At 49.5% G+C, this 14362-nt stretch carries 15 protein-coding genes and 1 pseudogene; 8 read left to right on the top strand and 8 right to left on the bottom strand.

From position 1 onward, the window contains the following. Window positions 1–147 precede the first annotated feature (147 nt). Together AC58P7_RS29075 and AC58P7_RS29070 are read right to left on the bottom strand one after the other, a co-directional pair. A complete protein-coding gene (locus AC58P7_RS29075; protein ID WP_497349273.1) occupies window positions 148–993 on the bottom strand; it encodes an ABC transporter ATP-binding protein in 846 nt (281 codons plus the stop codon). A gap of 157 nt (window positions 994–1150) precedes the next feature. Beyond that, window positions 1151–2935 (bottom strand): methyl-accepting chemotaxis protein, encoded by a 1785-nt coding sequence (locus AC58P7_RS29070; RefSeq protein WP_497349271.1) that lies wholly within the window; start codon window positions 2933–2935, stop codon window positions 1151–1153. Window positions 2936–3088: 153 nt separating this feature from the next. Between AC58P7_RS29070 and AC58P7_RS29065 the strand changes: the two genes are divergently transcribed. Next, window positions 3089–3661 (top strand): beta-class carbonic anhydrase, encoded by a 573-nt coding sequence (locus AC58P7_RS29065; protein ID WP_497349269.1) that lies wholly within the window; start codon window positions 3089–3091, stop codon window positions 3659–3661. Between the two features lie 4 nt (window positions 3662–3665). Continuing rightward, window positions 3666–4334 (top strand): HAD family hydrolase, encoded by a 669-nt coding sequence (locus AC58P7_RS29060; RefSeq protein ID WP_497349267.1) that lies wholly within the window; start codon window positions 3666–3668, stop codon window positions 4332–4334. A gap of 86 nt (window positions 4335–4420) precedes the next feature. Here the strand turns inward: AC58P7_RS29060 and AC58P7_RS29055 are convergent, their stop codons facing one another. Both AC58P7_RS29055 and AC58P7_RS29050 read right to left on the bottom strand, forming a co-directional pair. Then, window positions 4421–4789, bottom strand: coding sequence for a DUF4180 domain-containing protein (locus AC58P7_RS29055; RefSeq protein ID WP_497349265.1), 369 nt, complete (start codon window positions 4787–4789; stop codon window positions 4421–4423). Continuing rightward, window positions 4786–5202: a winged helix-turn-helix transcriptional regulator gene (locus AC58P7_RS29050; protein WP_497349263.1), complete on the bottom strand. Its 417-nt coding sequence runs from the start codon at window positions 5200–5202 to the stop codon at window positions 4786–4788. The genes AC58P7_RS29055 and AC58P7_RS29050 overlap by 4 nt, the downstream gene beginning before the upstream one ends. Before the next feature lie 137 nt (window positions 5203–5339). Between AC58P7_RS29050 and AC58P7_RS29045 the strand changes: the two genes are divergently transcribed. From AC58P7_RS29045 to AC58P7_RS29025, 5 genes and pseudogenes are all read left to right on the top strand, one after another. Continuing rightward, a complete protein-coding gene (locus tag AC58P7_RS29045; RefSeq protein ID WP_497349261.1) occupies window positions 5340–6563 on the top strand; it encodes an MFS transporter in 1224 nt (407 codons plus the stop codon). 20 nt (window positions 6564–6583) lie between these two features. After that, window positions 6584–7426 (top strand): aldo/keto reductase, encoded by an 843-nt coding sequence (locus AC58P7_RS29040; RefSeq protein ID WP_497349281.1) that lies wholly within the window; start codon window positions 6584–6586, stop codon window positions 7424–7426. 163 nt (window positions 7427–7589) lie between these two features. Next, window positions 7590–8165, top strand: coding sequence for a GNAT family N-acetyltransferase (locus tag AC58P7_RS29035; protein ID WP_497349259.1), 576 nt, complete (start codon window positions 7590–7592; stop codon window positions 8163–8165). A gap of 110 nt (window positions 8166–8275) precedes the next feature. Further along, window positions 8276–9826: pseudogene (locus tag AC58P7_RS29030) on the top strand (catalase); the annotation flags it as partial. A gap of 107 nt (window positions 9827–9933) precedes the next feature. Next, complete coding sequence (locus AC58P7_RS29025) at window positions 9934–10149, top strand: hypothetical protein (RefSeq protein WP_497349279.1); 216 nt, start codon at window positions 9934–9936, stop codon at window positions 10147–10149. Here the strand turns inward: AC58P7_RS29025 and AC58P7_RS29020 are convergent. Both AC58P7_RS29020 and AC58P7_RS29015 read right to left on the bottom strand, forming a co-directional pair. Beyond that, window positions 10122–11096 carry an SDR family oxidoreductase gene (locus tag AC58P7_RS29020; protein WP_497349258.1) on the bottom strand — a complete coding sequence of 325 codons (975 nt, stop codon included), beginning with the start codon at window positions 11094–11096 and terminating at the stop codon, window positions 10122–10124. The genes AC58P7_RS29025 and AC58P7_RS29020 overlap by 28 nt on opposite strands. An 88-nt stretch (window positions 11097–11184) precedes the next feature. Further along, the gene (locus AC58P7_RS29015; RefSeq protein WP_497349256.1) at window positions 11185–12030 is read right to left on the bottom strand and encodes a MerR family transcriptional regulator; all 846 of its coding nucleotides are present in this window, start codon (window positions 12028–12030) and stop codon (window positions 11185–11187) included. A 218-nt stretch (window positions 12031–12248) separates the two neighbouring features. Between AC58P7_RS29015 and AC58P7_RS29010 the strand changes: the two genes are divergently transcribed. After that, window positions 12249–12611: a FlxA-like family protein gene (locus AC58P7_RS29010; protein WP_497349254.1), complete on the top strand. Its 363-nt coding sequence runs from the start codon at window positions 12249–12251 to the stop codon at window positions 12609–12611. Between the two features lie 57 nt (window positions 12612–12668). Here the strand turns inward: AC58P7_RS29010 and AC58P7_RS29005 are convergent, their stop codons facing one another. Together AC58P7_RS29005 and AC58P7_RS29000 are read right to left on the bottom strand one after the other, a co-directional pair. Further along, on the bottom strand, window positions 12669–13685 hold the full coding sequence (locus AC58P7_RS29005; protein WP_497349252.1) for an SDR family oxidoreductase: 1017 nt from the start codon (window positions 13683–13685) through the stop codon (window positions 12669–12671). 36 nt (window positions 13686–13721) lie between these two features. Continuing rightward, window positions 13722–14213 (bottom strand): SRPBCC family protein, encoded by a 492-nt coding sequence (locus tag AC58P7_RS29000; RefSeq protein WP_497349250.1) that lies wholly within the window; start codon window positions 14211–14213, stop codon window positions 13722–13724. Window positions 14214–14362: the final 149 nt, after the last annotated feature.

Here is a 14362-nt window from a genome sequence, read left to right as displayed (position 1 = left end):
ATAGACATGATGAATATGACCTCATTCGTAGTTGTTATTAGATTAAAACACAAAAACCCGAAAGACGGGCACTTTTTTTCAAAGTGTCTATCTTTCGGGTTACAGTTCAAATACGGGGGCACCTCACTTACCGTTCATATCAGCCCATTACGCGCTGGTAACTTCCACTTTACGTTCCTCTTCGGCCACGACCTCGTCGTCGGAAACCAAGCCATACGGGATACAAAGCGGCACGCCAGCCCGTTTATCCACGATAACATCGGCATGAATGGCAAACACGTCCAGCAGCATTTTCGGCGTCACAATATCCATCGGTGCCCCTACATAGACGACATTCCCTGATTTAATCGCGATCAAATGATCCGCATAACGCGTTGCATGATTCAAATCATGCACAACCATGACGATGGTCGTTTGGTGACGTTCGTTGATTTCTTTTAACAAACATAGAACCTCAAGCTGATGCGCCATATCCAAATAGGTGGTCGGCTCATCCAAGAACAACATATCCGTTTGCTGCGCTAACGCCATGGCGATCCACACACGTTGACGCTGTCCACCGGACAAATGATCGATCGGACGATCCTTGAAAGGTGTCATGGCCGTTACTTCGAACGCCCAGTTGATGATCTCGCGATCGGCGCTGGACATCTTCTGGAAGCCGCGTTGATGCGGAAAACGACCATAGCCCACTAATTCCTCAGCTGTTATGCCTTCTGGTGCTGTAGGAGATTGCGGAAGAATCGCCAATTTCTTCGCAATTTCCTTCGTTGATTGGTGATGAATGGAGTGGCCATCCAAGAATACAGTGCCCTCCGTCGGCTTCAGCAGTCGCGACATCGCCTTCAGAATCGTCGATTTCCCCGACCCATTGGCACCGACTAAAGCCGTAATTTTACCTGTTGGAATCTCGATGCTCAAATCGTTGATGATTTTCAATTTATCGTAAGAAACATGCAGCTGTTCGGTATATATTCTCGTCGCTGTTGCCATGAGAAACATCCCCTTTTTTCAATATGTATGTAGGGTGGATGATTGTATAATTAGTATCCGTCAATTAAAAATGATAATCATTATCAATGAAAATGTCAAGATTTTTCACGCAAAAAAGGATGCCCAAGGCATCCTCCTTTTTACATGCGTATTGCATTTACACCTTAAACCGAGCCACTGCCAATTGCAGCTCATTCGACATTCCGCTTAATTCATTAGCCGTCCTCGAAACTTCCGAAATCGTCGTCAACTGACGCTCCGTTGCGGCTGCAACAGCTTGTGTAAGCTCTGTTGTCATCCGCGTTAACTCCGCCATCTCCACAATACCGGCAAGAACTTCCTCCGAGCTTGCTGACATTTGCTCCGATACAGCAGATACATCTGTCATCTGATCAACAACCTCCTGAACCGTGCTCGAGAGATCCTTGAAGGTGCCATCTGTTTGCTCGACGATAGCCTGCATGGCCACAACTTCCCCAAGACCACGATCCATCGCGATAACTGCGGCTCCTGTCTCCTGTTGAACCCGCTCGACGAGTTCAGCAATTCGCTCTGTAGCCAGTCGTGATTGATCCGCAAGCTTACGGATTTCCGTGGAAACGACGACGAAGCCTTTGCCGTGCTCGCCCGCTCTCGCTGCCTCAATCGAGGCATTCAGCGCAAGCAAATTGGTTTGTCTCGTTACATTCGTGATGAGAACCGTAATCTCTCCGATTTCCTCGGACATACTCTTCAAACTCTGAATGGCTTGTACAGCCTGCTGCACCGAACGTAAGGCCTCAGCAATTTGCTGCATATTTTGTCCCATCCGCGCGTTACCTTCGCTCGTATGGGCGCGTGCATGGCCCGAAATATCCGTGGCATGCCCTGCTGATTCTGCTACGCGCTGAATGCCGACTGCCATTTCATTCATGGCATGGCTGCTTTCCTCCGTCCCCTGAAGCTGCTGTTCCGAGTGTGAAGCAAGCTGCCCCATCATCCCCGAAACAGAGGCTGTAGATTCACTTGTCTGCTGCGCACCTGTTTGTAATGACTCCGAAGCCGCCGACACCTGCTGAGCGGCCTGCCCAATCTGAACAATAAGTCCACGAATGTTCCCGACCATTTCTTTCAAATGATTGCCAAGCACACCCAATTCGTCGCGACTTTTGCTTTTGACTAGCGCTGCATCGGATAAATCTCCCCCTGCTGCTGCCTGCGCAAGTTTGACCAACGGGGTAATCTGGCGCAGATATAATCTCACAATAATCGTGATGAAGAGGGTTCCTAGCACAATAGCAATAAGTCCTGTCCATAACGATTCGACCGTATACTTCGACATTTGTGACTGTATAATACCGTAATTGAAATCTAGTCCAGCGAAAGCAACGAGTTTGCCATCCTTATCTCGAATCGCACTTACTGCACTCACCCATGTTCCTAGTGAATCTTTGTAGGTGCCTGTGATGCCAAAGCCTGTTTTCTCCGCTTTCTCCAACGCTTCTCGCAGCTCAGGCACCGGTACATATGGCTCAGCCGGCTTCTCGTCGACGTAGAGTTCAGAATTGGATAACAGGTTTAAGAGGGCTGGTTCCCCCTCAGACGTTGTCCATTCTGGGTAAAATAAGTACGCATTTTCTACCAACTCACTTTGGGAAACGCGATCCATATCCTCCTGCACATGCATCACTTCAGGAACAGTTTTGTAGGCTTCATTATTTTTCTTCAATTCCGTCTTCGACTTCTCTATGCTATCTATTTTCTGTATGAGCGGGGCATGGAAAATACCTTCAAGCGCGGTCAAGTTATCTGACATTTGCTGCCTATGCTGCTGATACGAAACGAAGGTTAGCAGCACACAAAGGAGAATATAACAGGCGGCCGTCCAGGCAGAAATTTTAAAAGAAAGCGAACGAAAGAACCTTACCGATGCTTGCTTGCCTTGTGGTTTAGCTTGTGACATGATTAAAAAAAACACCTCCAGAATTGTACAGCACGGCAGTTAGGTAAATATAGGTAAGACAGGCTAGTCATCTACATTTCGACAAAATTTTTAGAAACCCTTCCACCCCTGTATTTAGAATTTGTTTCAATTAACTCTCGAGGAGGTCCTATCATGTCTATCGTCCCTAGCTTATTGGCTTACAACCGCACCTTTGTGCAAGAAAAGCGCTATGTTGATTATCTGACGGATAAATTTCCCGATAAGCAAGTTGCCGTTCTAACCTGTATGGACACGCGGCTCAGCGAGTTACTTCCGAAAGCACTTGGTTTTAAAAATGGCGATGCCAAATTCATCAAAAACGCCGGTGCGATACTGACCCAGCCTTTCGGTAGTGCGATGCGCAGCATTTTGGTCGCTGTGTATGAATTAGGGGCTCGTGAAGTCATCGTCATTGGGCATCAAGGCTGTGGGATGACGGAAATTGATCCGTCCCGTATGGTTCAGAAATTCACGGATTTCGGCATTGACCCTTTGGCTATCCAAACGCTTGAAAATTCGGGCATTCATATGGAGAAGTTTTTCCGCGGCTTCGATAGTGCAGAGAAAGGCGTCATGCATAGCGTAAAAATGATCCGCAGACATCCGCTTTTCCCTGAACAGATTCCTGTTCACGGCTTTGTCATGGATCCGGAAACAGGAGCTATTGAGGTCATTGTAGAGAATTATCGGGAAAAGGAGTTGTAGAGCGATGTCAACGATTAGAGCGCTTATTTTTGATTTTGACGGTACGATCCTGGATACGGAGACGGCTTGGTATGAGGCGTTTCGAGAGCTTTCTCTCGAGCATGAGGTTGATCTGACCCTGGAGATGTACGGGCAATGCATCGGAACCTCCTTACACGTATTCGATCCCTATGACTATCTGATTACGAATATGAAAGTACCTCTGGATCGTGAAACGCTTACCAAGGACGTACATGCTAGGCATACGAGAATGATGAGTGAGGAAAGTATTCGTCCGGGCATTCTTGATTATTTAGTGGGGGCCCAAGAATTAGGCCTGCGCATTGGCTTAGCTTCCAGCTCCAAGCGGTCCTGGATCGATAAGTACCTGGCCCAGTTGGGAATCGGCCACTATTTTGAGACGATTCGCACCGCAGAAGATGTAGAGCTGGTGAAGCCTCACCCGGCGCTCTACGAGCTCGCGCTGAAGGATCTAGGCGTACAGCCGGCTGAGGCCATTGCGATCGAGGATTCGCCGAATGGCGCTCGCGCAGCGGCAGCCGCAGGCATGCACTATATCGTGGTGCCCAACCCGGTTACCCAGTTTCTCACGTTTGAGGGGGAGCCGCATAGGCTTCAATCATTGGGGGAGCTGTCGCTTCAGGCGATGTTGGATTTACACCACGGCAAGTAGAATAACTGCAGTGCAAACGAGCACCACGGTTCTAAGTTAACTGGAAAATCTTTTTTTCCAGTTATGCGTTGCCAGGGGCTCAGCCCCTACTTCACACCATGCAAAGCATCCAAAGCAGCCTGCTCGTCTTTGACGAAAAAGAATTGCTTCCCGTGGTTGCATTCGTAGATGAAATCGCGAAGGCTTTTGCTATCGTAGTGGTCGAAATCGCCGACGACGGCCATTTTCACCTGATAGTTCGTGTATTTCTGTAGAACATCGCCAGCGAGTTTCGTTTTGAGCTCGAAGAAGTCATCAGTAAGGTTCGATTTATGAATGATAAACTTGTCACAGCCCGCGGTGTACCGCACCGAAGCCATTAAATCTAGAGCATCCTGTCCATCGCGGATGAGAATGTCAGGGCTCTCCACAATCGCTACCTCGGAGCCACCCTTCTGATTGATCGTTATGTTCAAGTCATTTCTACCTCTCTTTCCATGAGTTCGGGGGTAAGTACCTCGTCGTCCCGTTTGTTCAGTACATTTTCCTCGAGTACAGCGAATTTATCTCCGTATTCTTTAATGATATGCGTTTCTCCCCACATACAGAGCGAATCCAGAATGGGTGTCAAGCTTTCGCCATATTCGCTGAGCTCATATTCCACTTTTGGCGGTACCTGATTGTACACAATCCGCTTCACGATCCCGTCATCCTCGAGCTCTCTAAGCTGTTGGGTCAGCATTTTTTGCGTAATTTTGGGCATGAGGCGCTTGAGATCACTTGTCCGCTGTTTCCCGTGGGTCAAATGGCAGAGAATCACACATTTCCACTTGCCGCCGATGACTTCCAGGGTTGCTTCTACGGAAATGTTGTACATTTTTTTACCCATAAGCTGTTCTCCCTCCTACTTATCCTATAGGCACTAAAAAGTACCTACCGTACTTAAAAGTACGTACTGGTCAATTTAACTATAATGTTTGATAATAGCACTTACCGGCCGAGACATACAAGTTTGGAGTGAATGCTATGAAACAAGAAACCAATCGAAACACGCTGGCGCTGCTTGCCCTCGCGGTTAGCGCCTTTGCCATTGGCACAACCGAGTTTATCAGTGTCGGACTGCTTCCGCTCATTGCTGATGACCTTCATATATCCATCACAGGTGCAGGCTTAACCGTTACTTTATATGCACTAGGGGTTACTTTTGGGGCACCAATCTTAACATCCCTGACCTCAACCGTCTCACGCAAAACGCTGCTGCTTTGGATCATGCTTGTGTTCATCGCAGGCAATCTATTGGCTGCCACTGCTAGCGGCATCGTCGTTCTGCTGATTGCTCGCGTCGTATCTTCGCTGGCGCATGGCGTCTTCATGTCGATTGGCTCGACCATCGCCGCCGATCTCGTACCCGAGAACCGCAGAGCCAGCGCGATTGCGCTGATGTTCTCGGGGCTTACCGTCGCCACCGTGACCGGTGTGCCGATCGGCACTTACCTCGGCCAGCAGCTAGGCTGGCGCGCCGCGTTCTTCGCCATTGTCGCCGTTGGCGTGGTGGCGCTCATCGCGAACCTCGTGCTGGTGTCCGCGAATTTGCGCAAGGGAACCCGCACGCGGCTAGGCACACAGCTGAAGCTCGTCACAAACGGGCGACTGCTGCTCGCCTTCTCGATTACAGCCTTAGGCTACGGCGGTACCTTCGTGGTGTTTACGTATTTATCTCCGTTGTTACATGAGATTACAGGGTTTCAGGAGCATACCGTAGCGCTGATTCTGCTGCTGTATGGGGTTGCCATTGCGATTGGTAATGTCATCGGAGGACGCGCTGCGAACCGCAACGCTAGCAAAGCATTGCTCGTCATGTTTCTTTTACAATCCCTCGTGCTGTTTCTCTTTATGTTCACAGCGCCTTTTAAAGCCGCAGGCTTAATCACCATCTTTTTCATGGGATTACTTGCCTTCATGAACGTACCTGGGCTTCAAATTTATGTCGTTCAGCTGGCTGAGCGATTCGCCCCAGAGGCCAAAGATGTGGCATCTGCCTTCAACATTGCCGCTTTCAACGCAGGCATTGCCGGTGGAGCCTTCTTGGGTGGTGTCATTACGGACTCCATCGGGCTCATTCATACCACGTGGGTGGGTGGATTGATGGTCTTCGGTGCCGTCCTGCTCACTATTTGGAGCCGAAATCTCGAAAAATCAGAACAATTGGAACGATCACAACCAACCTTTTTAGGAGGAATACCACGATGACAAACCATCTACCAAATTCAATGAACAGTAACCTTCAGGATACAATCACACTTCACAATGGCGTAACCATGCCTTATCTCGGCCTTGGTGTATTTAAGGTAGAGGATGGGCCGGAGGTCGTGCAGGCTGTGAAATCCGCCATGAAAATTGGCTACCGCAGTATGGATACCGCGGCGATCTACGGGAACGAAGCCAGCGTGGGACAAGGGATTCGCGAGGGTATGGCGGCATTTGGCATCTCTCGTGAGGAGCTTTTTGTGACTTCAAAAGTGTGGAATGCCGATCTCGGCTACGAAGCCACGCTAGCTGCATACGAAACAAGCTTAGAGAAGTTAGGCTTGGACTATCTGGATCTTTACCTCATCCATTGGCCTGTTCAGGGCAAATATAACGAAGCATGGCGAGCGCTTGAGACGCTCTATCAGGAAGGGCGCGTCAAAGCGATTGGCGTGAGTAACTTCCAGATTCACCATCTGGAGGATGTGATAGGAACCGCAAAGATTAAACCCATGGTCAACCAAGTAGAGCTTCATCCCCTCCTCGCTCAAACGGACTTACACGATTTCTGCAAGAAGCATGCCATCCAGTTGGAAGCTTGGTCCCCGCTGATGCAGGGTCAGCTGTTGGATAACCCTGCGTTGAAGGCGCTGGCTGAACGTCATGGCAAATCCATTGCCCAAGTCATCTTGCGGTGGGATTTACAGCGCGGCATCGTGACGATTCCGAAGTCGACCAAGGAGCATCGAATCCTCGAAAATGGATCGATCTTCGATTTTGAGTTAACGAACGAAGACATGGCGGCGATCAATGGGATGAACCAGAATGTGCGTGTCGGCCCAGATCCGGACAATTTTGATTTTTAAGCAACGCATGGTGATGAAGATCCTACAAGTCCTTGCCTTCTTTCTTCGGAAAGAGAGTGAGGGCTTTTTTGCTAAAATTTATATGGCTTTAAGTATTCTTTAACCTTACTGGTGTACAATTTCGCTAACTACATCCTTATTCAAGAAGAAGGTACGTGACCCAATGTCGATCGCCGAACTATTTTCCACCTTCCCTCTTTTACGTACTGAACGCCTACTTTTGCGGCAAATTGTTTCCGAAGATGCAGAAGATTTGTATCGCTATTATACGAACCCGCTTGTTACCAAGCATTTGGATTGGCTAGGACCTGCCTCCATAGAAGACTCAAGGGAGTTGATTGAAGGGTGGCAGCAAGCTTTTGCTGCTAGACGGCTCCTTCCATGGGGTATATCCTTCGGGCCATCGGCTCATTCGGAAATTCTAGGCACAATTATGGTGATGCCAACGAGAGGAAATTTCGAAGATGCCCCTCTTTTTCCATTGTCTGTAGGTTACGAGTTAAGAGCAGACCATTGGAACAAAGGCATCATGTCTGAAGCGCTGCAAGCAGTTCTCGACTTCACTCGAACACACGTCGGTGCGCGTCGAATCCAAGCCGAAGTATATCCAGAGAACGTTTCTTCGCTGAAGCTATTGAAGAAATTAGGCTTCCAAGAGGAAGGCCTTCTAAGGCAATATATGATGCACGAGGTGACTAAAAAGCTGCTTGATGTGGTCATGCTTGCCCTGCTTTGTTAATAGGGAATAATTTCCCTTTCATTGGTAAAAGTTACTTCTAACTACGCTTAGGAGGATGCATCACGACTATGAACAATGATAAGACAGATCAACCAAATACAACGGATACGAGCAATATGACCTTAACCAACCGCCAAGGCCATCCAATTTCCGATAATCAGAACATCCGCACGATTGGCAATCGCGGGCCGTCGACGCTCGAAAATTACCATTACATCGAGAAGATTTCCCATTTTGATCGGGAGCGAATTCCAGAGCGGGTCGTGCATGCGCGCGGCGCGGGGGCTCACGGTTATTTTGAGGCGTATGGACAAGTCGGCGATGAGTCGGTCTCTACGTATACGCGGGCTAAGCTGTTTCAGGAGAAGGGGAAGCGTACCCCTGTTTTTGTTCGTTTTTCGACCGTGGTGCACGGCACGTACTCGCCAGAAACGCTGCGGGATCCGCGTGGCTTTGCAACGAAATTTTATACCGAGGATGGCAACTGGGACTTAGTCGGCAATAATTTAAAAATCTTTTTCATCCGTGATCCGTTGAAATTCCCTGATATGGTGCACGCGTTCAAGCCTGACCCCGTTACGAACCTGCAGAATCCGGAGAAAATGTTCGATTTCGTCTCGAATACGCCGGAGGCGACGCATATGATCACCTTCCTCTTCTCGCCTTGGGGCATTCCAGCCAACTATCGGCAAATGCAGGGGTCAGGCGTCAATACGTACAAGTGGGTCAATCAGAACGGGGACGCGGTGCTGGTCAAATACCACTGGGAGCCGCTGAAGCAAGGGATGAAGAACCTAAAGCAGTCCGAAGCCGCGGCCATTCAAGGCAAAAATATCAGCCATGCCACGCAGGATTTATACGAAGCCATTGCGCATGGTGACTATCCGGAGTGGGAGCTGTGTGTGCAGATTTTGAGTGACGACGAGCACCCTGAGCTCGATTTCGATCCTTTGGACCCAACGAAGCTGTGGGATCATGAGAAGATTCCTTTCCGACCTGTAGGCAAAATGGTGCTGGACCGCAATCCGGACAATTATTTTGCGGAGGTGGAGCAGGCCGCTTTTGGGACGGGAGTTCTCGTCGATGGCCTCGACTTCTCAGACGATAAGCTGCTGCAAGGACGAACATTCTCCTACTCGGATACCCAGCGGTATCGCGTGGGAACGAACTACCTCCAACTGCCGATTAACGCGCCGAAATCGCCTGTCGCGACCAACCAGCGGGACGGGCAAATGACGCTGATGGTGGACAAAGCCCCTGGGCAAAGTCCGCATGTGAATTACGAGCCCTCTTCGCTTGGCGGGCTACAGGAAGCGGCGCCTTCGGGCAAAGAGCATCAGCCGATGTACAATGATCGGCTCGTTCGCGAGAAAATTAGCCGCACCAACGATTTTCAGCAAGCGGGCGATACGTATCGCAAGTTTGAGGAGTGGGAACGCGAGGAATTGATCGCGAATTTGGTCGATGCTTTGAAGATCTGTAAGCCTGTGATACAGGCGAACATGATCACGTACTTCACAAATGCCGATCCGGATTACGGGCGGCGGGTGTCTGAGGGGCTCGCGCAAGCGAAGGTTGAGATGGAGCATTTGGGATCACCTGCAGCGAAGGCGGGAGCTGAGCTGGCGGAGAACGCCGGGCAACGGACGGACGGGTATTAAAAGAGGAGAGGCACCCATTTGGGGTGCCTTTTTTGAGGTTGCGGCTCTCAACAAATTGTGATGGGAGACCAAGCGTAGCAGCCTTGTTTTGGCATTGATCACTCGAAATTTACATCCTGCCTGCCGCATCGAACATTGTCCAGTTCCAGAAGTCGTTTACGTTGTACCTGATTCTCTATCAAGGCATGGGTGCTTGGAGCCGTATTTTCGGACATGACGTCCATGGCATTGCGCAAGCACCACGTGACACGTCGCTCCGCAGGGCGGTCGTACAACATCTGCGTGATATGGGCGGCTATATATTGCCGGATGAGATTGGATGACGAGCGTCATGCATCATTTCCTTATACCACCGCACCGTTTGCCTGATCGCTTCTTCATGCGGAGTCGTCCTTTGCTGGCCAAACGCAGCGACAAATTTACTATGATCGAGTATGAACGGTTCCTCGAATTCATAGAAAGTCTCTTTAATTTCCCTCAACATGGGATGGAAAAGGCCGATCAACGATACCATGCTGCGGGATAATGTACTAATTTTACGTGTGGAGCCTAGCTCCTCGAAAAGCAGCCCCAACATCTCTCGCGTTGTGATCGTCTTCGCACTCGGGATATGCCATGCTTCACCCAAAGCGCGATCCTCATGACCCAGGGTCACGAGTCCTTTGGCGAAGTCATCGATATACGTGTAGGTGTGCGGCACATCCAGATTACCTAACAGACTTACTGGCTTGCCGCTCACTGCGAATCCGAAGACCCGCTCGCCCAGGGAGGACTGCTTCACCCCAGGGCCATAAAAGTCAGACGCTCGGCCAATGGCCACCCGAACCTTGCCCGATTGATGCGCAAGCAGCAATTCCTCCGCCATCTGGGCGCGTGTTAGCCCCTTTTTCCCCGTAGCAAGGTGCGATAGGTTCTCCGTTAGGGGTTGATTCACTTGGCCGTACATGTAGAGGTTGTCACCATAAATGAGTTTCGCACCCGCAGCGGCGGCACCCTCCATAATCCCTCGGGTAAGGCTAGGAAATTGGGTCGGCCAATTCGTATAGCCTGGATGGGCACAGTGATAGACCACGGAAGCATCCTTGCACAGCGCTATCGCTTCAGCCAACTGGGAAGCATCCGCTTTTACAACTTCAACAGACGCCTTTTCGGACAGCCTGCCACTGCGATTCACCATTCGAATCCGTTCAACCCCGCGCCGCTTCAATTCCCGCATTACTGCCATTCCTAATGGCCCCGTTCCAAAAATCACATTCACCTGATTATTCATCCTTCATGCCCCCTCGTCTTCGATATCTTAACGATATTGTCTACCGTAACGGGAGAGTCAAGAGGCTTTTTGAAGATGTCAGGCCTATCTATTTGGCTATAGGCACTTGAAGCTCTACAACCACGTTATTGTAGTCATGAAGGTGATTTTCTCTACCGAACAAATGCAACTCTCGAACCGGACCGATTTGTGAATAACCATTGACCCCGAGCCATGTAAATAGCGCCAGAATGCCATCCCCAACACCCATGAAAGGCCCCTTGTAAACAAGGCTCGCCACCATGGGCTCAGCTGGGATTTCATACACGGTAACGGCTCCATTTGGACGTATGCTAGCTAAGGAATGGGAGCTACAAGCCACCTCGATGTCGAAATTCTCCTCAATGAACTCTGTCATATGATACAGGACGTACTCTTGCTGCATGTTGCTGCCTTCGGCACTTCCGCCAATACCCTCTTCGAGCTCCTCGAACATGCGGCAGCGGTAGACCGGCATATCCTGTAGTCGTGGCACAATACGGCGAAGTCCAGCCACGTAGAGCGCTGGCACCTGCTTGATCCCAACCTCGTAGGCAGGCTTCTCTCCCAGTCGTTCCAGTTGATGTAATCTAGCTTCTATACGCGACATTTGCTGAGTTGCCTCTTCGATTTGGGTAGCTAGCTCCGCTTTCTTCTTCTGCATCATACTCTTCATATCGTCCATCGTGAGCGCTTGATTGATCATTGTGGCGATCTCATCAAGCGAAAATCCCGCTTCCTTCAGCACCACGATATGATGAATGCGGATGAGCTGTTCATAGGTGTAATACCGATAGCTCGTCGCGTTGTCGATGTAGGCAGGCTTCAATAATCCGCGCTCATCGTAATGGCGAAGGGTCCGTATGGTCACCTGCGCGATTTTGGAAAATAGTCCAATTCTAATGAAATTCGACATGGCTATCCGCCTTTCAAATACGTATCCTGATATTTCCATTATACGGATTTCAAGAAATAAAGGGTGAGCAAGTTGGCTCCTGCTTCACCCACGGGCAATTTCCATTTTAAGCAAATCCTCAGTGTACCTTCAGCATTCCCTCAATTTGGCATGTCATAATCACCTGTGGGCTTTCTGATACATCCAAATCGAAGCTAGAAAGGAGACTGATCCACATCATGTCTATTTCCATATCCAGCCTATCATCCACATCGAGTAGCAGCTCGTATTCTTACGCCTCCAGCTCGACAGACACAGCCGCTCTTGAGAAGCAAAAGGCCAAGCTGCAAACGGAATTAACGAAGGAGCAGCAAAGTAAAGAGGATCAAAAGACGAAAGAGCGGAAAATCCAGCTCATTCAACAACAGCTCCAGCAGATCGACCAGCAGATCGCACAGGCGAGCTCAAAGGCTAACAACAGTGGCAGCTCTAGCCAGAATGATTCAGGCGCGAAGAACCCAAACAGCACTAACAGCCCGAACTCCGCTAAAGGTGCTAAAATGAACACCAATCCCAATGGCACGTTGGATATTCTGATTTAACTCTGCTGCATAAGAAAAGACACCCTCGCGTAAGGGTGTCTACTTCGTTTTTTCGATTTACGCGATGATCATTCTCCGTGCAGTCTCTAATGCCTCGACTACCTTATCGCACCATACATCAAATTCCGGATCTTCCCGTTGAAGCTCGGGATTAGCTAGAATAGTAGCGATAGTCCGCTTCATTCCTTGGTCAAATCTCGTTGTAGCAACGAATTCCGGAACAAGTCGCTTCAACTTCGCGTTGTCAAACACAACGGAGTTGGCCTTATCCCCTAGCAATCCGCCCCGATAATCCTGCGTACTGACTGCGTCCAAGAACTCCGACGCCACATGCACCGCATGAAGCTTCACTCCAAGCGCATCTGCGATAGCTTCGTAGATTTGATTCCAAGTCAGCGTCTCGTCCGACGTGATATGAACAGACTCACCAATCGCATGGAGATTGCCCATGAGCCCGATAAACCCTTTGGCAAAATCGCTGTTGTGCGTCATTGTCCATAAGGAAGTACCATCGCCGTGTATGATCACAGGCTTGTTCTCCAGCATACGCTTCGCCACCTGCCAGCTCCCTTTGGTGCCGTGTACACCAAGTGGAATGGAGCGTTCATCGTACGTGTGACTCGGGCGAATAATCGTGATCGGGAAGCCTTGCTCTCTGTATTGCTTGATCAAATACTCTTCACACGCGATTTTGTTCCTGGAATAAGCCCATAATGGGTTGGATAATGGCGTTCCTTCGGTGATCCGATAATCGGATAGCGGCGTCTGATACGCGGAAGCGGAGCTAATGAAGATGAACTGCTTCGTTTTACCCTGAAAAAGACGGTAATCCCGCTCCAGCTGTGACGGCTCGAACGCGATAAAGTCCGCAACAACATCGAACGATAACTCCTCGATCAGCTTAGCTACACGCTCCTCATCGTTGATGTCCGCTTGCAGGATACGTGCACCAGCTGGCAAATCCGTATTGCGAGTGCCTCGATTCAACAGATATAGCTCGCAGCCTGTAGCTAATAGTTGTTTGGTAATAGCCGAGCTAATCGTGCCCGTTCCGCCTATAAATAACGCTTTCATTACATCGCCTCCGTCATATTTAGGTAACCAACAGCTTTACGCTTGATTCGTTAGGTATACCTCTGTCAGCTGTTTATACTTCTCAAACCAGGCATTCCACATATCTTTACGAGATGCGATGGTTCTACCCGCCATTAACGCCTCGATCACATCGAGACATACATGCCACCCTGCCAAATCCCTTGGGCTATGAGCGGTTATTTGATGTAAATACTCGCTGAAGATGATTCGGCATCTGCCCTCTGGCTCCGCAAATAGCTCGAAGCGAACGCTATCCTTATCCCAGGTGTAGGCCAGTACCTCATACGTTGTAAGCTCGATTATGTCCATGGGAATGACCGTACCGTCTGGCATTGTAAACTTTATGATGCCGCCTTCTCGAAGCTCCTCCACCTCAAGCTCAGGAAACCATTGCACTAGCTTCTCATTCTCCGTCAACCATGACCATACTTCTTCGACCGTATGATGCCAATGACGCTCATAACGCGCTAGATATTCACCTTGGGCGGGTTGCAGTTCAGCTAACATGTGATTCCTCCTCAGCTCTCTACCTATGAATAGATGACATCTTTTTCCTAGTTTCATCTTACCTGTAGATGCTAGTTCAATCAAGAAATACGAGGAAACTTGCTTTAGTGCGGCCTCCATTTCCCCAATCATACGATTCAACAGCCCTT

This window comes from Paenibacillus sp. J22FR5 (assembly GCF_059691975.1).
Note: the sequence above shows the minus strand (reverse complement) of the source record. Positions and strands in the feature narration are given on the sequence as shown.